Origin of the sequence: Nocardia asteroides (assembly GCA_019930625.1) — a bacterium.
GTDB classification, from domain to species: domain Bacteria; phylum Actinomycetota; class Actinomycetes; order Mycobacteriales; family Mycobacteriaceae; genus Nocardia; species Nocardia sputi.
On the sequence record CP082844.1, the window covers coordinates 488,694 to 505,733 of the forward strand.

A 17,040-nucleotide genomic window follows, 5' to 3' on the forward strand; every position below is an offset into this window, starting at 1 on the left:
CGAATCAGCCGAGAAGGCCCTCCAGCGCCTCGAGCCGCGCAGGCTGCCGCAGTTTCGCCAGGCCCTTGGCCTCGATTTGCCGAGCACGTTCGCGAGACACGCCGTAGGTCTTGCCGACCTCTTCGAGTGTCTTCGGTTCCGCGCCGGCCAGGCCGTAGCGCGACGCGAGCACTTCGGCCTCCCGTGCCGTCAACGTGCCGAGCGCCCGGTCGAGCTGGGCGCGCAGCGCCGACGCGGCCACCGAATCGGAGGGGTCCGGCGCGGTGTCGGCGATGAGCTCACCGAACTCGGTGGCATCGTCGCCGATCGGGGTGTGCAGCGACAGCGGTTCGCGGGCGAGGTCGAGCAGCTCGCGCACCTTCCCCGCCGGCAGTTCCAGCTCCGCGGCGAGCTCCGCGACCGTCCCCGCGCGCCCCAGCCGCTGAGCCAGCGCCCGCTGCGTGCGGTTCAGCCGGTTGAGCACCTCGACGACGTGCACCGGTATCCGGATCGTGCGACTCTGATCGGCCAGTGCTCGACCGATCGACTGCTTGATCCACCAGGTCGCGTACGTGGAGAACTTCAGCCCGCGCCGGTGGTCGAACTTCTCCACCGCGCGCATCATGCCGAGCGTGCCTTCCTGCACCAAGTCCAGCAGCGACATGCCCGTGGGCGTCGGATACCGCTTGGCGATCGAGACGACCAAGCGCAAGTTGGCCTCGACCATGTGCGCTCTGGCGCGTTCGCCGTCCGCGATCCGGCGACGCAATCGGCCGCGCTCCAGCGCATCGACCTCGGTACCGGCCGCCAAGCGCGCAGCGGCTTGCTCGCCGGCCTCGATCCGCTCGCCGAGCTCGAACTCCTGCGCGGCGGTGAGCAGTGGGGTGCGGCCGATGAGCCGCAGGTAATCCTTGATCGGGTCGGCGCTGACGGCGCCGGGGAAGCGGGTAGGGCGGGTGCACAGTTCGGTCACGGAACGTCCTTCCTGGTGAAGCGGACCGTTCGGCGGCGCGGCGAACACGCCGCCGAACGGGGTTGAGGGGAGGTCAGCCGCGCCCCGGGATGCGCAGCGGGCGTTGCGGCTTGGCGCGATAACCCGTGGTGGACCGAATCGGCTCGGTGTCCCGTCGCCCTCGGCGCACTGCGCTCGGGTAGGGCCGAACGGGCGGGGTGACGCGGGCCGCGGCCACGTCGCGGGCAGCACCGCTCATGTCGTCCCCTTCGGTGCGGAGCAGGCGAATCGCGGTTTCGAGGACGGAATGCGCGGTGGTCTTGTCGGCCATGGTGGCTGATCCCTTTCGGTCGAGGGTGGAGCTGATGCGGGTCGGGGTCGCTTCGACAAGTCCGTGGTTCATGGTGCTGCCGCTCCTTCGTTCCGATGACGAACACAAACTTAGAATGAGCATAAAAATATGTCAAGAGCATTTTTATGTCGGGTTCAGCTATGGTGATGACATGAGCACAGCCGACCTCGGGCTCCGGGCCAAGAAAAAGCAGCAGACCAGGGAGAACATCTCCCATCACGCGACCGCGCTGTTCCTGGAACACGGCTTCGACAAGGTGACGATCGCCGACGTCGCCGCCGCCGCGCAGGTCGCGAAGATGACGGTCACCAACTACTTCCCTCGCAAGGAAGATCTCGCACTGGACCTGCACGAGGTGTTCGTCGACCAGCTCGCCCGCGTCGTGCGCGAGCGCGCGTCCGGCGAGTCGGCGCTCGCCGCGCTACGGCGGGACTACCTGGCCGCCGTGGCCCGGCAAGATCCGGTGGTGGGCTTCTCCGGGCCCGAATTCGCCCGCATGATCACCGACAGCCCCGCGCTGACGGCCCGGCTGCGCGAGTTCCACGACGAGCGTGAACAGGCGCTGGCCACCACCCTCGCGGCGGAAACGAGCGCCGCGGCCACCGACATCACACCTCGCGTCGCGGCCGCGCTGCTCGGCGGCGTGCATCGCGTCCTGTTCGATGAGACCCTGCGCCGCACGCTCGACGGCGAATCCGGCGACCGCATCGCCACCGCCCTCACCGAATACATCGGCAGCGCGTTCGACACGCTGGAGCAAGCGATCGGCGACTACGCCGTCCGCGATTAGCTCTCCCGCGGCCGCTCGATCAACGCCATGGCGATCGGGACGAGCAGATCGACGAGCTCGGCCGCCGTCGGACGCGGATCGGCGAGTACCCACTCGTGCGCCAAGCCGTTGATCGCGCCGATCAAAGCGCTCGCACCCCACCCCGGCGCGCCGCGCACCCTCGAGCCCGGCGCCACGACCGGCACCACATGAGACTCCAGCACCGACGCCCAGCCGTGGCGGCGTTCGCGACGGTGGCGCTCCATCCCGTCGCTCACCCCGACCACTTCGATGAAGGCGACCTTCGCGCGATAGGGATCGGAACCGATCGATTCGAGGTAGGCCGTCACCACGGCGGTCATCGCGGCGGGCAGGTCGAACCGCGGGTCGAGTTCACCGATCCGGGCGAGCACGGCGGCGGCGGCCTCGTCCTGGATCCGGTCGTACGCGGCGACCAGAACGTCTTCCCTGGTCTGGAACTCCTCGTAGAACTGCCGCTTGGACAGGCCCGCGGCCGCGCAGACGTCGGCCAGCGAGCAGTTCGCGTAGCCGCGTTCGGCGAAGATCCGGGTGGCCGCGTCGAGGAACCGCAGGCGCCGCTCGGCCTTCCGCTCCGCGACAGCACGCCCGCCGTACTGTCTACCCGCTGTCGCCGTCACATCTCTCACCGTAGCGAAATCCCGGCGACCACGGACTATTCCCATAGGCGGAGACCGAGCGACTTCGTTCTTGCGGTCTCCACCAGGACCCCGCATACTTATGGCAAATCTGAGACCGACAGGGATCACATATGCGGCTCAGAGCACGATGCGAAGCTCGTGTCGCGGCTGCGTTCCGGGGCGTGAACTCTCGCGTCTGAGACGATCGATGCCGAATGCCGTCGAAACCTTCCCCCGAAACTTACTCCAAAGTAAGGTTGGCCCATGGCGTGGAAACCAAGTGAGATCCCGGATCAGACGGGACGCACCTTTGTCATCACCGGCGCGAACGGCGGCCTGGGCGCCGTCGCCACGAAAGTCCTGGCGTCCAAGGGCGCGACCGTGATCATGGCCTGCCGCAACCCGGTCAAGGCGAAAGAGGTCGCCGGGGCCATCGACGGCGACGTCCGGGTGGCCGAACTGGACCTGGCCGACCTGGCCTCGGTGCGCAAGTTCGCCGACGACAGCGACGAGATCGACGTCCTGATCAACAACGCGGGCCTGATGAACCTCCCGTTCTCGCGGACCAAGGACGGTTTCGAAACCCAATGGGGCGTCAACCACCTCGGACACTTCGCGCTCACCGGACTGCTGCTGGACCGGATGACCGATCGGGTGGTCACGCTCTCCAGCATCGCGCACAAGCAGACCCCGAAGCTGCGGATCGACGACCTCGACTACCAGAACCGCCGCTACCAGCGCAATCTCGCCTACGCCCAGTCCAAGCTGTGCAATCTGATGTTCGCGCGGGAACTACAGCGCCGACTGGCCGAATCCGGCTCGCGCAAGCGCTCCTACGGTGTGCACCCCGGCGTCTCGGCCACCGACCTCTTCGCCCACACCGAGACCCCGCTCGACTACATCTCCAAACCGTTCATCCGGCTGATCGGACACTCACCCGCCAAGGCAGCGCACTCGACGCTGTTCGCCGCGACCATGCCCGATGCCGACCCCGAGGTCTACTGGGGGCCCACCTGGCTGTTCGGAACCCAAGGGCCGGTCAAGGCCGCGCCGTCCACCCGCCTGTCGCAGAACAGGGAGCTCTGGCAGCGACTGTGGGCCGAGTCCGAACGCAAGACCGGCGTCGTCTACTCGTTCTGAGCCGGACGCCGCTCGGGCGCGGTCCGGACTCGACCCCGTCCGGCGCGGCATCCAGGCCGACGGAGGCTGCCGTGCCCGTCAACCGTGTGCCCGTCAACCGTGTGCCCGGCCCGCTGTGCACGCCCGAACTCCTGAGCGTGAGCGCCGCGCGTGGCGCGCTCGACGGCACCGGCTGAAGACCTGCTCCGACGCAGTCCGCTCGCGCGTCGCGATGATCGTGGCCACAGCGCGCGCGAGACGACGTACCTGGTTCTACGGCCCGCGTAGTAGAACGGGTACCGTAGAAGCCGTGTCCGCCTCACCCCGCCGCTCGGCACACAACCGCCCGGCCCTGATCGCGTTGGTGATCGTGGCCGCGCTGGGCTGCCTGGCGCTGGCCTGGTGGCAGTGGGAACGGTACGAGTCCTCCAGCGGCACCGGCCAGAATCTCGGATACGCGCTGCAGTGGCCGCTGTTCGCGGGATTCGCCGTCTTCGCCTACTTCCGGTTCGTCCGGCTCGAGCGTGAAGCGAACGAAACGGAGGACGAGACCCCCCGGCGCACTCCCACCGCAGCCGGGCGCGCCGCGAAACCGATCGCTCCCACAGAACTGCCCGCGGGTCTGCTGCCCGAGCGCCCCAAGGCCGTTCGGGACGAGGACCCGGTGCTCGCCGAGTACAACCGGTACCTCGCCGAACTGCACGCCAACGACATCGATGAGCAGGTCCGTTCGGCAGGCCTGCCCACCCGCGAGAGGAGCGCCGGTTGACCACCAGCGAGAATTCCACCGAGACCAGCCAGACCACCGAGACCCCGGCCGCTGCCGGGAACGCCGCCAAAATCGGTCCGGCGCTCCTGCGCTACCGGGCGCTGGCCTGGATCACCGGACTCTGGCTGCTGCTGCTCACCGGCGAGATGATCGCCAAGTACGGCTTCGACGTGCAGACCCCCAGCTGGATCGCCGTCGTGCACGGCTGGGTGTATTTCGTCTACCTGCTGTTCACCGCCGACCTCGCGGTCAAGGTCCGCTGGCCGGTCCTGCGCACCGTCGGCACTCTGCTCGCGGGCACCATCCCCCTGCTGTCGTTCTTCGTCGAGCACGTCAACGCCAAGCAGGTCAAGCAGGACTTCGGCGTCTGACCCCAGGCCCGCGCTCAGCCGTCGGCCAGCGCAGCCAGCGCGGGCGTCAACTGGGCCAGCGCCCGGCCGCGATGCGACATCGCGTCCTTCTGCGCGGGCGTCAACTGGGCCGCGGTGACATCGCCGCCCTCCGGGACGAACAGTGGGTCGTAGCCGAAACCGCCGTCGCCCACCGGCTTCCGCCCGATCACGCCGGGCCATTCGCCGCGCACCACGGTCTCCACGCCGCCGGGCACCACCAGCGCGCAGGTCGACACGAACCGCCCGCCGCGGCGCTCGTCCGGCACATCGGCCAGTTGTGCCAGCAGCAGCGCGTTGTTGGTCGCGTCGTCGCCGTGCTTGCCGGACCAGCGCGCCGACAGCACGCCGGGCATCCCGTTCAACGCGTCCACCTCGAGACCGGAGTCGTCGGCGACACAGGCCAACCCGGTGGCCGCGGCGCCGTCGCGCGCTTTGGCCAGCGCGTTCTCCTCGAACGTCGCGCCGGTTTCGGGTGCTTCGTCGTACGGGGGAACGTCGTTCAACCCGACGATCTCGATACCGGTGATACCCGCCGAATCGAGAATGCGGCGCAGCTCCTTCAATTTCTTGGCGTTGCGGCTGGCCACCAGCAGACGGCGGGTCATCACTTCTTCTTCGCCTCGGCCGGCTCCGGAAGCACACCGGGATACGGCAGCGCCAGCGCCTCTTTCTGCACGACGAACAGCTGCTCACAGCCCGCGAGCGCGGAATCGAGCAGCTTGTCCAGCGTGGAGCGCGGGAAGGTGGCGCCCTCGCCGGTGCCCTGGATCTCCACCAATGTCCCGGTGTCGGTCGCGACCACGTTCATGTCGACCTCGGCGCGCGAATCCTCCTCGTAGGGCAGGTCCAAGCGCACCCGGCCGTCGACCACGCCCACACTCACCGCGGCGATCGCGCACGAGATCGGCTGCGGGTCGGCCAGCGCGCCTGCCGCGCCGAGATAGGTCACGGCATCCGCCAGCGCCACGTAGGCGCCGGTGATGGCGGCCGTCCTGGTACCACCATCGGCTTGGAGCACATCGCAGTCGATCGCGATGGTGTTCTCACCGATCGCGGCCAGGTCGATGCAGGCGCGCAGCGAACGGCCGACCAGCCGGCTGATCTCCTGGGTCCGTCCGCCGACTCTGCCCTTCACCGATTCACGCCCGCTGCGGGTGTGCGTCGCGGCGGGCAACATCGCGTATTCGGCGGTGAGCCAGCCCAACCCGGAGTCACGCCGCCACGGCGGCACACCCTCGGTGACGCTCGCGGTGCACATCACCCGCGTCTGACCGAACTCCACCAGCACCGAACCGGCTGGATGCGTGGTGAATCCCCGGGTGATCCGGACCTCGCGGAGCTCATCGTCCGCCCTGCCATCGGCTCGTCTCGACACGGGGCACAGCCTACTGTGTCTGATCGGCCGCGCCTTCGCGCGGCGTGTTCGCGGCCCCCCTTGTGGCTCGCGGGCCGCGAACGGCGAATGCTCGGTCTCGCTTCGCTCGGGTGCCACACAAGGGTTCGACGTCTCGAGTCTCGAGTGCGGTGGCGGTTCGCGCCGGTGGTGGCGGATCCGGATGCGATCAGAGATCGAAGGTCTCGCCCGGGGCCACAGCATGTACCGGACCCGCGAACTGGGCTTTGGCCTCGGCGATCACGTCCTCGCGGGAAGTCCACGGGGGGATGTGAGTGAGCAGCAGTTCCTTCACCCCCGCCTCGGCGGCGATCTGGCCTGCCTCGGTACCCGAAAGGTGAATGCCCGGTGGCCTGTTCGCCGGGTCATGCGTCCAGGACGCCTCCGCCATCAGGACGTCGGCGCCCTGCGCGAGCTCGTGGACCTGGGAGCACAACGCGGTATCACCGGTGTAGACGAAGGTGCGTCCGGCGGCGGTGACGATCCGCAGCCCGTAGGACTCCGGCGGATGGTACATGCGGCGTGCGGTCACCGTGTGCCCGGGCCCGAACGAGATCGGCTCGCCTTCGGCCCAGGGCCGCATGTCGATCACGTCGGACCAGTCGTCGCATTCGCCGCCGACCTCGGCGGAGGCGTTGCCGATACGCAACGACGTGTCCGACGGGCCGCGCACGACCGCCTTGCCCTCGGGCGGAGTCGGATGGTAGCGACGCCACACCAGCAAACCGGGCAGGTCCAGACAGTGGTCCGCGTGCAGATGGGTCAGGAAGATGTCGACTTCACCAGGGTCGGCGTGGCGTTGCAACGCGCCGAGCACTCCCGGACCGAAATCGATGACCGTCGGCCGCATGTCCGGGCCGGTCAGCAGATAACCCGACGCAGGAGAGTCCGGGCCGGACACACTGCCCGAGCACCCGAGGACGGTAAGGCGCATTCCCCCATGCTGCCACGCGGAATTCTCACTCAAGAAAGGATCCCCCACATTCTCCCGCGGGCCGCGCGTCACCGCGGCGAAGCGCCGAATCCGGCTCGGTCCCCGCGGCGGTTTCGTCGTGCATCTCCAGAGAGTACCCAGGCGGCCAGCAATCCACTCAACGCGCCGAATAGATGCCCCTGCCAAGAGATTCGGTCCTGTCCCGGCAGCACCCCCCACAGCAGCGATCCGTACAGGGCCAGCACCACGAGGCCGAGCGCGATCTGGCCCACGTTCCTGGCGAACCAGCCACGGGAGATCAGGAAGGTCAACCAGCCGAATACCAGCGAGGACGCACCGAGATGCACGCTGCCGGCCGCTCCGGTGAGCCAGACGCCGAGCCCGGCCAGCAGCCAGATGATCGCGGTCGCGGCCAGCCCCCGGCCGATCCCCGCCAGCAGCACGAGGAAACCGAGCACCAGCACTGGAAGCGTATTGCCGATCAGGTGCCCCCAGCCGCCGTGCAGCAACGGCGCGAACAGGATGCCGGACAGGCCGTCGGCGCGGCGCGGCTCGATGCCTGCGTAGTCGAGCCGTCCGCCGACCACGGAGTCGACCCCTTCGAGCCCGTAGAGCGCCGCGACGAAGCAGGCGATCAGCATCCCCGCGCGCAGCCAGAACTGTTTGACCGCGGCGAAACCCGCGGTGTTGGGCGGCGTGGACGGCCCCGGCGCGCTGACGGGCTTGCCCAGGCGCGCACGGATCGCAGCGATCCGATCAGGGTCGAACGACGACCCGGTTCCCGCGCCGGTCATGGCCACCTCCTCGCCGTTGCGGGGGCGTGGCCCCGCCTCATCGAGGGTACCGGCGCGGCCGGGAATCAGGCCCAGAGCTGGCCGTCGAGCCGCTCTTCCGCCTCTTCGAGGGTGCCGTCGTAGGCCCCGGTGGACAGGTACTTCCATCCGCCGTCGGCGACCACGAACGCGATGTCGGCGCGGGTGCCCGCCTTCACCGCCTTACGGGCGACGCCGAGCGCGGCGTGCAGGATGGCTCCGGTGGAGATCCCGGCGAAGATGCCTTCTTCGAGCACCAGTTCGCGGGTGCGTTTCACCGCGTCGTACGGACCCACCGAGAAACGGGTGGTCAGCACGCTCTCGTCGTACAACTCGGGGATGAATCCCTCATCGATGTTGCGCAGGCCGTAGACCAGTTCGCCGTAGCGCGGCTCGGCGGCGACGATCTCGATGCCGGGCACCTTCTCGCGCAGGAAACGGCCCGTACCCATCAGCGTGCCCGTGGTGCCGAGGCCCGCGACGAAATGCGTGATCTCGGGCAGGTCGGCCAGGATCTCCGGACCGGTCGTCTCGTAGTGCGCCGCCGCGTTCGCCGGATTGCCGTACTGGTAGAGCATCACCCAGTCCGGGTTCTGCGCCGCGATCTGCTTGGCCAGCGCGACGGCCTGATTGGAGCCGCCCGCCGCGGGCGAATCGATGATCCGCGCCCCGAACATGGTGAGCAGCTGCCGACGCTCCACCGAGGTGTTCTCCGGCATCACGCAGATCAGCTGGTACCCCTTCAGCTTCGCGGCCATGGCCAGCGAAATGCCGGTGTTCCCGCTGGTCGGCTCCAGGATGGTGCAGCCGGGTCGCAGCAACCCGTCGGCCTCGGCCTGTTCGATCATCCGCAGGGCGGGCCGATCCTTGATCGAGCCGGTCGGGTTGCGATCCTCCAGCTTGGCCCACAGCCGCACGTGACTGTCACCGTCCCACTGGGGCGACAAGGTGCGCAGACCGACCAGCGGGGTGTTGCCGAGGGTCGCGATCAGCGATTCGTAACGCGCCACGGGACGGGTCAGCCTCCGGCCACGGCGGGCAGGATCGTGACGCTGGCGTCCTGCGGCACCTCGGCCTCGAGCCCGCCAGCGAAACGCACGTCCTCGTCGTCGACGTAGATGTTGACGTAACGGTTCAGCTTGCCGTCCTTCAGCAGGCGCTCGGCGAGCCCGGGGTGGTTGGCTTCCAGATCATCGATCAGCGCCGACAGCGTGGCGCCCTCGGCCTGCACACGCTTCTCACCTCCGGTGAGGCCGCGCATGATGGTCGGGATGGACACGGTTACCGGCATGGGTACTCCTCGGTTTCGCGAACAGGCATCGGTCTAGTTCTCGTAGGCGTCGACGATCCGCACCGGCTCTTCGGTGACCTCGCCGTCGACGATCCGGTAGCTGCGCAGTTCGTGCTGCTCCGGATCCCGGGTGGAGATCAGCACGTAGTGCGCGAACGGCTCGGAGGCGTAGGACACGTCGGTCCGGCTCGGATAGGCCTCGGTGGCGGTGTGCGAGTGGTAGATCACCACCGGCGTCTCGTCGGCATCGTCCATTTCACGCCACACCTTCAACTGCTCACCCGAGTCGAAGCGGTAGAAAGTGGGCGAACGTTCGGCGTTGACCATGGCGATGAAGCGCTCCGGACGATCCGAGCCCTCCGGCCCCGCGATGACACCGCAGGCCTCATCCGGGTGATCGGCGCGCGCGTGCGCCACCATCGCCTTCACGAGGTCGGCCCTGATCACCAGCACGAGTCGCACACCTTTCCACAACGCCGACCCATCGCAGTCGACAACGAGCCAGAATATTCGGCTATTCCCACGACGACACCGCCCGGTCCCCCGGAGCCGGCCCGGAGATCGAGTGGCGGCGACTCGCACACGAGGCACAGCAGGGCCGGAAGTCAAACACCGAAGAGGTCGTGATAGGCCGGGATGCCCGCTACCGCGCGCGCCGAGCGGATCGCATCGACGATGGCGCGCTCGACGCAGACGGCGGCGGCCGTGCAGATCGCGTCCAAGACGAGCAGATCGGCGGGGAAAGCGGGCGGCAGCGGCAGGTCCGCGCCCTCCTCCGCCGTCCCGGTGGCGAGCGCGAAGAGCGTGTCCCCGTCCAGCGGCGAGTGCGCGGGGCGGATCGCACGGGCCAAGCCGTCGTGCGCGGTGGCCGCGACCCGCCGGCATCCCGTCGGATCGAGCGGGGCGTCGGTGGCCACGACGCCGATCGTGGTGTTGAGCACGGTGCCTTTCACCGGCAGCTCGTTCGCCGCCGCCAACTGCGCTTCGGTCGGCGGCCGTAGACCGAAGAATTCGGGTCCGTCGGTGCCGCACCCCCACGGCAAGCCGGTGCGCGGATCGAACACCGAGCCGACGGGATTCGCCACGATCAGGGCGGCGACGGTGATTCCCGCGGCGGCGCCTTCGCCGAGCACGATGCTCGCGGTGCCCACCCCGCCTTTGATCGATCCGGCGCGTGCGCCGACGCCCGCGCCCACCGAACCGCGGGCGAAGTCGACGCCCGCCGCCTCCGCCGCTCGATAGCCGAACTCGGCGGTGGGACGGATGTCCCACGCGCCGACGGGCAGATCGAAGATCACCGCGCCGGGGACGATGGGCACCACCCGGGTCGCGTCGGCCGGGTCCATGACGATGCCCGCGCCGTTCTCCTCCAGCCAGCGCATCACGCCGTCGGCCGCGGCGAGACCGAAAGCGCTGCCGCCGGTGAGCAGGATCGCGTCGATCTGGCGGACGGTGTTCGCCGGATCGAGCAGGTCGGTCTCGCGGGTACCCGGTCCGCCGCCGCGCACGTCGACGGCCGCCACCGCACCGCCCGGCACGCGCACGACCGTGCATCCCGTCGCCGCCCCGGAGCCGAGTGTGGCACCCGGGTCGAGGACGTGGTGATGACCGACCAGCACTCCGGGCACGTCGGTGAGTGAATTACCTTGCCCCGGGGTGGCATTCGCCATCTCTACTCCTCACGACGCGGAACCGCGGGTCGGCTCGCGCCGATCTTCGCATCGCGGCCGGTCAGGGAGCCAGCGCCTGCAGCAGTGAGTCCTGCATCCAGGTCAGCCAGTGGTACACGTCCAGGTGCGGTGCGCGCGGGTCGTCGGGGGCGAGCTGGTCGGGCGTGTCGGCGTCGATGTCGAGCACCGTGCCCAGCGCCAGCCGCACGTCGGTGAGCGCGGTCAGCCACGCGTCGGCCTGCTCGGGCGTGAGGACGATCTTGCCGCCCGCGCTCGGCACGGTGTCCAGCACGACCGAACCCGCCGCCAGCTTGGCGTCGATGATGTCGGGCTCGTGCAGGCCGCGCAGCGCGCTGTTGAGGTCGGCGCGCTCGGCATCCGGCGAGCCGGGCTCGCTGCGGTGGAAGTCCGGAAGGAGTCTGCGCAGCCTCGGGTCGTCCGGGGGCACGGTGTTGCCGGATCGCAAGCCGGTGAGGGCGGCCAAGTCGTCGTCGGGTGCGGACTCGGCGCGCTCGGTGAGCAGCCCGGAAACCGCGCCCACCAGCGACCGAAGCACATCGGCCTCACGTGCGTCCATTTCGGATCGCAGTTTGAGACCGCTCAGCGAGTTCTTCCTGCTCCACTTGCGCACGGCGTCAGGGTAGTCGTCCTGGTCAGTCGTCCCGCTGCATGGTGGCCCACAGGCCAGCGGCATGCAGCCGTTGGACATCGTGTTCCATCTTGTCCCGGGAACCGGACGACACCACCGCCTTGCCTTCGTTGTGGACCTTCAGCATCAGTTCGGTCGCCTTCGCTTTGCTGTAGCCGAACAGCTTCTGGAAGATGTAGGTGACGTAGTGCATGAGGTTGACCGGATCGTCCCAGACCACGGTCACCCAAGGGCGGTCCTCCGCCTCCAGGATCTCGGTGTATTCGACCGCTTCGGGTGTCGCCTGTGCCGCCGACAATGTCGCGTTCGCGGCGTCCATAACGACGTCACCCCGGACGATGTTGCACAAGGCCATAGGGTCAAGGGTACGACTCGACTCCCGATAAACAACACCCACGCAGCCCCGATTCGCGATTCCCCGGTTCACCGGACCGATGCCGGCCGCCGTGGACGAGCCGTCCTGTCTACAGTGACTGCGTGAACCTGCGTGACGGCGTCTCCAGCACGGCGCTGCTGACCGACCAGTACGAACTGACCATGCTCGCCGCGGCGCTGGCCGACGGTTCGGCGCATCGGCAATGCACGTTCGAGGTGTTTGCTAGACGTTTGCCAAATGGTCGTCGTTACGGTGTCGTGGGGGGTACCGGAAGGCTGCTCGACGCGCTGCGGCAGTTCCGGTTCGGCGAGGCGGAACTCGCCGTGGCCGCCTCGTTCTCGGATCGGCGCACGCTCGATTGGCTGCGCGACTACCGATTCACCGGCGATATCGACGGCTACGCCGAAGGCGAGCTGTACTTTCCCGGCTCCCCCATCCTCTCGGTGCGGGGCAGCTTCGCCGAATGCGTCGTCCTGGAGACGCTGATCCTGTCGATCCTCAACCACGACAGCGCGATCGCGGCCGCCGCCGCACGCATGGTCAGCGCCGCGAGTGGGCGGCGGATGATCGAGATGGGTTCCCGGCGCACCCACGAGCTGGCCGCCCCCGACTGCGCCCGCGCCGCGTATCTGGCCGGTTTCGACGCCACCTCGAATCTGGAGGCGGTGCGCCGCTACGGGATCCCGGGCGCGGGTACCAGCGCACACGCGTTCGTCCTGCTGCACAGCGGCCCCGACGGTGCGCACGAAGCCGAAGCGTTCCGCAGCCAGGTGCAGACGCTCGGGGTCGGGACAACACTGCTGGTGGACACCTTCGACATCGCCGCGGGCGTCGCGACCGCCATCGAGGTGGCGGGCACCGAGCTGGGCGGGGTGCGGATCGACTCCGGTGATCTCGGCGTCCTGGCCAGGCAGGTGCGCGACCAGCTCGACGCGCTCGGCGCCATCAAGACCCGCATCGTGGTCTCCGGCGATCTCGACGAGTACGCCATCGCCGCATTGCGCGCCGAGCCGGTCGACGTCTACGGCGTCGGCACCGCACTGGTCACCGGCTCGGGGGCGCCCACGGCGGGCATGGTCTACAAGCTGGTCGAGGTCGACGGGGTGCCGGTCGCCAAACGCAGCAGCCACAAGCAGTCCCGCGGCGGCACCAAGAAGGTGATCCGCTTGGCCCGGGAGACCGGCACCATCGTCGAGGAGATCGTCTATCCGGCGGCCGGGCCGGTGCCGCCCGCCAACGGTTTCCAAGCCCGTGAGCCGCTGGTCCCGCTGCTGCGCCGCGGTGAGCAGGTCGAGGACTTGCCGACCCTCGCCGAGAGCCGCGACCTGGTCGCGCGCGGACTGATCAGCCTGCCTTGGGAGGGTCTCAAGCTGTCGGCAGGTGAGCCGGCCGTGGTGACCACGTTCGTCTGAGGGTGGGGCCTACGCTCATCGACCCGGCAGACCAGCAGCAGTCCGGCGGCGAAAAGCAGCGCGAGAAGGCGGCGAACTCGGCCGGGAAGCGAAGGGGGCACTCGGTAATCACCGTGGGCGGTGTCCGCGTTTACATCGCGGGCGACTGATTTCCCGCGAGTCGGTGAACCGAGTGTCCGACCGGGCGGCAGAATCTGGGGCAGTCATCCAGCCACACCGCGGGAGGTCGCCATGACCCGGGCACTGATCATCGTCGACGTCCAGAACGATTTCTGCGAGGGCGGTTCACTCGCGGTCACCGGCGGCGCCGCCGTGGCGGCCCGGATCAGCGAGCACCTCGTGGCGACGAACTACGGCGCGATCGTCGCGACTCGCGACTATCACATCGATCCCGGTGCGCACTTCTCCGACGAGCCCGACTACATCGACAGCTGGCCGCCACACTGCCGGGTCGGCACGCCGGGCGCCGATTTCCACCCCGCGCTGTCCACCGGACCCATTCAGGCGATCTTCTCCAAGGGGACGTACTCGGCGGCCTACTCCGGGTTCGAGGGCACGACCGACGAGGGAGCCGCGCTGGCCGACTGGCTGCGTGACCGCGGCGTCGACGCCGTCGACGTCGTCGGCATCGCGACCGACCACTGCGTGCGCGCTACCGCGCTGGACGCGCGCATCGAGGGTTTCGACACCCGCGTCCTGCTCGACCTCACCGCCGGTGTCGCGCCCGACACCATCACCGCCGCGCTGGACCGTATGCGCGGAGCGGGCGTCGATCTCGAGGGCAGCATCAGCCGGTAGACCGTCCGGTCTCGGCGACCGTCCTGCCTTGTCGGCGGTGCCGAGTAGGCTGCTCGCGTGCCCGAACTGCCGCCCGTTTCCGACCTTTTGGCCACCGCCGTGCAGGCGCTCGGCGGCAAGGAGCGCGCCGGGCAGGTGACGATGGCCGCGGCGGTGGACCACGCGATCGACACCAAGGAGCACCTCGCGGTGCAGGCCGGGACGGGTACCGGCAAGTCGCTGGCCTATCTGGTGCCCAGCCTGCGTCACGCGGTGCGCACCGGCCGTACGGTCGTGGTCTCCACGGCGACGATCGCGCTGCAGCGTCAGCTGGTCGACCGTGACCTCCCCCGGCTGGCCGAGGCGCTGAGCGCACCGCTGGGGCGCACCCCGAAGTTCGCGATCCTCAAGGGACGCAACAACTATCTGTGCTTGAACAAGATCAACAGCGCCGTTCCGGACGAGCCCGCCGAAGCGGAGCTGTTCGACGCGTTCGCGATCTCCCGCCTCGGGCGCGAAGTGCAACGGCTCAACGACTGGGCCTCCGACACCGAGACCGGCGACCGCGACGAACTCGCCCCCGGGGTGAGCGACCGCGCCTGGCGGCAGGTCAGCGTGTCGTCGCGGGAATGCCTCGGCAAGTCGCGCTGCTCCTTCGGCCAGGACTGCTTCGCCGAGCGCGCCAGGACCGAGTCCGCGCAGGCCGATGTGGTGGTGACCAACCACGCGCTGCTGGCCATCGACGCCATCAGCGGCATCCAGGTGCTGCCCGAACACGACGTGGTGGTCATCGACGAGGCGCACGAGCTGGTCGACCGGGTCACCGGCGTGGCCACCGCCGAACTGGCTTCCGCCGCGATCAGCGCGGCCGCACGGCGCTGCGCCAAGCTGGTCGACGAGCAGGAGCTGGACCGTCTGGAGGGCGCCGCCGAGGCATGGCACGAGGTGCTGGAGGAACTGCCCGCCGCCCGGTGGGACAGACTGCCCGACGGCGTCGCCCCGGTGCTGGCTCTGATCCGCGACGCCGCGTGGAACGCGCGCACCGCGCTGGCGCCACCGGGCAGCACCACCGCGCAGGGCGACCCGGAGAACGCCGCCGCCCGCACCATGGCGTTGGCCGCGATCGATGAGGTGCACGACAGCGCGGTCCGCGCGCTGACGGCCTTCGACGAGCCCGACCCGGCCGCCCGGCGCGACGTCATCTGGCTGGCCGCCGACGAGATCCGCGGTGTCGTGCGCCGATCGCTGCGGATGGCGCCGCTGTCGGTGGGTGGCCTGCTGCGCAGCAGGCTTTTCGGCACCGCCACCGTCGTGCTGACCTCCGCGACGTTGCAGATCGGCGGCTCGTTCGACGGCCTCGCGGTCACCTGGGGCCTGCCCGCGCAGTCGGGCAGTCGCACCGATGCGGCCACCGCGAACGGCGCGGAGGCGCCGTCGGACGCCGACACCGTGCGCTGGAGTTCGCTCGACGTCGGATCACCGTTCGACCACGCCAAGTCCGGCATCCTCTACGTCGCCAAACACCTGCCCCCGCCGGGCCGGGACGGGCTCGCACCGGCCTATCTGGACGAGATCGAACGGCTCATCACGGCGGCGGGTGGGCGCACCCTCGGTTTGTTCTCCTCCATGCGCGCGGCCCGCGCGGCCACCGACGCCCTGCGCGACCGGTTGCGAACGCCCGTGCTGTGCCAGGGTGACGACGCGACGGGCGCGCTGGTCCGCAAGTTCGCCGACGACCCGGAGACTTCCCTGTTCGGCACCTTGTCGCTGTGGCAGGGCGTCGACGTGCCAGGCCCGTCGCTGAGCCTGGTGATTCTCGATCGCATCCCGTTTCCGCGCCCGGACGATCCGCTGCTGGCCGCCAGGCAACGCGCGGTGGAGATGCGGGGCGGAAACGGGTTCATGACCGTCGCCGCCAATCACGCGGCTCTCCTGCTCGCGCAGGGTACCGGGCGCCTGCTGCGCAGCGTCGACGATCGCGGCGTGGTCGCCATCCTCGATTCCCGCCTGGCCACCGCACGCTACGGCGGGTACCTGCGCGCGTCGCTGCCGCCGTACTGGGAGACCGCGGACCCGGAGGTCGTGGTGAAGGCGTTGCACCGACTGGCCGCAGCGGCCACGGTGTGATACCGAACACACCGCTCGGCATCTAATTCCATTCGGAAGTAGATTGTTGGTCGGTACTTCGGTGACCCCCAATTCCCACACCGAATGTATCGGCTCGTCCCCGCGCCAAGCCCTGCACGCGGCGCGGGGACCTCACCGAATTCATCTCCGCACAGCGGCTGCTCAGCCGCGCACGGCCACCGCGTCGACCTCGAACAGCATGCCCGGCAGCGCGAGCGCCGCCACCCCGGTCAGCGTCTGCGCGGGCGGGCGGTCACCCCAGATCTCCGCGATCTTCTTGCCCAGCACCGCCAACTTGTCGAGGTCGTGGTCGACGATGTGCGTCCGCAACTGCGCGACATCGCCGAAGTCCACTCCCGCCGAGCGCAGCGCGATGCCCAGGTTGGCGAACGCATTGTCCACCTGCACGGCGAATTCCGTGCTCGTGGTGTGCCCTTGCCCGTCCGAGTCGTACTGCCCGGCGATGAACACCAGTTCTCCACGCGCCACCGCCACGTGGCTGTAGCCGAACCCGGTCGGATCGTGCAGTGCACCGGGATTGCTGATTTCGACGGCCATGGTTTCCTTACCTTTCTTCTTGGGTGGTCGATCCCGTAGCCAGCGGGTTT

The 17,040-nt window shown here is 69.2% G+C and carries 21 protein-coding genes; 7 read left to right on the top strand and 14 right to left on the bottom strand.

Features of this window, described 5'->3' with window-relative positions; translation table 11 throughout:
• Positions 1 to 4: 4 nt before the first annotated feature.
• Both K8O92_02295 and K8O92_02300 read right to left on the bottom strand, forming a co-directional pair.
• A complete protein-coding gene (locus K8O92_02295) occupies positions 5 to 952 on the bottom strand; it encodes a sigma-70 family RNA polymerase sigma factor (protein ID UAK32871.1) in 948 nt (315 codons plus the stop codon).
• A 73-nt stretch (positions 953 to 1,025) separates the two neighbouring features.
• Positions 1,026 to 1,334 (bottom strand): hypothetical protein, encoded by a 309-nt coding sequence (locus K8O92_02300; protein ID UAK32872.1) that lies wholly within the window; start codon positions 1,332 to 1,334, stop codon positions 1,026 to 1,028.
• Between the two features lie 100 nt (positions 1,335 to 1,434).
• Here K8O92_02300 and K8O92_02305 point away from each other — a divergent pair, with 100 nt between their 5' ends.
• Complete coding sequence (locus tag K8O92_02305; GenBank protein UAK32873.1) at positions 1,435 to 2,073, top strand: TetR/AcrR family transcriptional regulator; 639 nt, start codon at positions 1,435 to 1,437, stop codon at positions 2,071 to 2,073.
• Here K8O92_02305 and K8O92_02310 read toward each other — a convergent pair.
• Positions 2,070 to 2,756 (bottom strand): TetR/AcrR family transcriptional regulator, encoded by a 687-nt coding sequence (locus tag K8O92_02310; GenBank protein UAK32874.1) that lies wholly within the window; start codon positions 2,754 to 2,756, stop codon positions 2,070 to 2,072. The genes K8O92_02305 and K8O92_02310 overlap by 4 nt on opposite strands.
• 219 nt (positions 2,757 to 2,975) lie before the next feature.
• Here K8O92_02310 and K8O92_02315 point away from each other — a divergent pair, with 219 nt between their 5' ends.
• From K8O92_02315 to K8O92_02325, 3 genes are all read left to right on the top strand, one after another.
• Positions 2,976 to 3,851, top strand: a complete 876-nt coding sequence (locus K8O92_02315; protein UAK32875.1) for an SDR family NAD(P)-dependent oxidoreductase — start codon at positions 2,976 to 2,978, stop codon at positions 3,849 to 3,851.
• A gap of 289 nt (positions 3,852 to 4,140) precedes the next feature.
• Positions 4,141 to 4,599: a transcriptional regulator gene (locus K8O92_02320; GenBank protein ID UAK32876.1), complete on the top strand. Its 459-nt coding sequence runs from the start codon at positions 4,141 to 4,143 to the stop codon at positions 4,597 to 4,599.
• Positions 4,596 to 4,970 (top strand): DUF3817 domain-containing protein, encoded by a 375-nt coding sequence (locus K8O92_02325; GenBank protein ID UAK32877.1) that lies wholly within the window; start codon positions 4,596 to 4,598, stop codon positions 4,968 to 4,970. Before K8O92_02320 ends, K8O92_02325 begins: the two co-directional genes overlap by 4 nt.
• Before the next feature lie 14 nt (positions 4,971 to 4,984).
• On the opposite strand, the gene rdgB is transcribed toward K8O92_02325, so the two are convergent.
• The 10 genes from rdgB to clpS form a co-directional block, all read right to left on the bottom strand.
• Positions 4,985 to 5,596, bottom strand: coding sequence for an RdgB/HAM1 family non-canonical purine NTP pyrophosphatase (gene rdgB / locus K8O92_02330; GenBank protein UAK32878.1), 612 nt, complete (start codon positions 5,594 to 5,596; stop codon positions 4,985 to 4,987).
• Positions 5,596 to 6,366, bottom strand: a complete 771-nt coding sequence (gene rph, locus K8O92_02335; protein UAK32879.1) for a ribonuclease PH — start codon at positions 6,364 to 6,366, stop codon at positions 5,596 to 5,598. Before rph ends, rdgB begins: the two co-directional genes overlap by 1 nt.
• 187 nt (positions 6,367 to 6,553) lie before the next feature.
• Positions 6,554 to 7,318, bottom strand: a complete 765-nt coding sequence (locus K8O92_02340; GenBank protein UAK32880.1) for an MBL fold metallo-hydrolase — start codon at positions 7,316 to 7,318, stop codon at positions 6,554 to 6,556.
• Between the two features lie 68 nt (positions 7,319 to 7,386).
• A complete protein-coding gene (locus K8O92_02345; GenBank protein UAK32881.1) occupies positions 7,387 to 8,112 on the bottom strand; it encodes a rhomboid family intramembrane serine protease in 726 nt (241 codons plus the stop codon).
• A gap of 65 nt (positions 8,113 to 8,177) precedes the next feature.
• Entirely contained in the window at positions 8,178 to 9,140 is a 963-nt protein-coding gene (locus K8O92_02350) for a cysteine synthase (protein UAK32882.1), read from the bottom strand.
• Between the two features lie 8 nt (positions 9,141 to 9,148).
• Positions 9,149 to 9,421 carry a MoaD/ThiS family protein gene (locus K8O92_02355; GenBank protein ID UAK32883.1) on the bottom strand — a complete coding sequence of 91 codons (273 nt, stop codon included), beginning with the start codon at positions 9,419 to 9,421 and terminating at the stop codon, positions 9,149 to 9,151.
• 33 nt (positions 9,422 to 9,454) lie between these two features.
• Positions 9,455 to 9,874, bottom strand: coding sequence for a M67 family metallopeptidase (locus tag K8O92_02360; protein UAK32884.1), 420 nt, complete (start codon positions 9,872 to 9,874; stop codon positions 9,455 to 9,457).
• 152 nt (positions 9,875 to 10,026) lie between these two features.
• Entirely contained in the window at positions 10,027 to 11,091 is a 1,065-nt protein-coding gene (locus tag K8O92_02365; protein UAK32885.1) for a P1 family peptidase, read from the bottom strand.
• Positions 11,092 to 11,152: 61 nt separating this feature from the next.
• Positions 11,153 to 11,722 carry a DUF2017 domain-containing protein gene (locus K8O92_02370; protein UAK32886.1) on the bottom strand — a complete coding sequence of 190 codons (570 nt, stop codon included), beginning with the start codon at positions 11,720 to 11,722 and terminating at the stop codon, positions 11,153 to 11,155.
• Positions 11,723 to 11,744: 22 nt separating this feature from the next.
• A complete protein-coding gene (clpS, locus tag K8O92_02375; protein UAK32887.1) occupies positions 11,745 to 12,095 on the bottom strand; it encodes an ATP-dependent Clp protease adapter ClpS in 351 nt (116 codons plus the stop codon).
• 122 nt (positions 12,096 to 12,217) lie between these two features.
• Here clpS and K8O92_02380 point away from each other — a divergent pair, with 122 nt between their 5' ends.
• The 3 genes from K8O92_02380 (at position 12,218) to K8O92_02390 (ending at position 16,432) form a co-directional block, all read left to right on the top strand.
• Complete coding sequence (locus K8O92_02380) at positions 12,218 to 13,528, top strand: nicotinate phosphoribosyltransferase (protein ID UAK32888.1); 1,311 nt, start codon at positions 12,218 to 12,220, stop codon at positions 13,526 to 13,528.
• 231 nt (positions 13,529 to 13,759) lie between these two features.
• Positions 13,760 to 14,326 (top strand): isochorismatase family protein, encoded by a 567-nt coding sequence (locus K8O92_02385; protein ID UAK32889.1) that lies wholly within the window; start codon positions 13,760 to 13,762, stop codon positions 14,324 to 14,326.
• Positions 14,327 to 14,383: 57 nt separating this feature from the next.
• Positions 14,384 to 16,432, top strand: a complete 2,049-nt coding sequence (locus K8O92_02390) for an ATP-dependent DNA helicase (protein ID UAK32890.1) — start codon at positions 14,384 to 14,386, stop codon at positions 16,430 to 16,432.
• A gap of 162 nt (positions 16,433 to 16,594) precedes the next feature.
• On the opposite strand, the gene K8O92_02395 is transcribed toward K8O92_02390, so the two are convergent.
• Entirely contained in the window at positions 16,595 to 16,990 is a 396-nt protein-coding gene (locus K8O92_02395) for a RidA family protein (protein ID UAK32891.1), read from the bottom strand.
• Positions 16,991 to 17,040: the final 50 nt, after the last annotated feature.

Coding starts and splice junctions, on each gene's coding strand:
- K8O92_02300 (UAK32872.1), bottom strand. CDS start 1,334: ATGAACCACGGACTTGTCGAAGCGACCCCGACCCGCATCAGCTCCACC.
- K8O92_02305 (UAK32873.1), top strand. CDS start 1,435: ATGAGCACAGCCGACCTCGGGCTCCGGGCCAAGAAAAAGCAGCAGACC.
- K8O92_02310 (UAK32874.1), bottom strand. CDS start 2,756: ATGGGAATAGTCCGTGGTCGCCGGGATTTCGCTACGGTGAGAGATGTG.
- K8O92_02315 (UAK32875.1), top strand. CDS start 2,976: ATGGCGTGGAAACCAAGTGAGATCCCGGATCAGACGGGACGCACCTTT.
- rdgB (UAK32878.1), bottom strand. CDS start 5,596: ATGACCCGCCGTCTGCTGGTGGCCAGCCGCAACGCCAAGAAATTGAAG.
- K8O92_02340 (UAK32880.1), bottom strand. CDS start 7,318: ATGCGCCTTACCGTCCTCGGGTGCTCGGGCAGTGTGTCCGGCCCGGAC.
- K8O92_02345 (UAK32881.1), bottom strand. CDS start 8,112: ATGACCGGCGCGGGAACCGGGTCGTCGTTCGACCCTGATCGGATCGCT.
- K8O92_02355 (UAK32883.1), bottom strand. CDS start 9,421: ATGCCGGTAACCGTGTCCATCCCGACCATCATGCGCGGCCTCACCGGA.
- K8O92_02365 (UAK32885.1), bottom strand. CDS start 11,091: ATGGCGAATGCCACCCCGGGGCAAGGTAATTCACTCACCGACGTGCCC.
- clpS (UAK32887.1), bottom strand. CDS start 12,095: ATGGCCTTGTGCAACATCGTCCGGGGTGACGTCGTTATGGACGCCGCG.
- K8O92_02385 (UAK32889.1), top strand. CDS start 13,760: ATGACCCGGGCACTGATCATCGTCGACGTCCAGAACGATTTCTGCGAG.
- K8O92_02395 (UAK32891.1), bottom strand. CDS start 16,990: ATGGCCGTCGAAATCAGCAATCCCGGTGCACTGCACGATCCGACCGGG.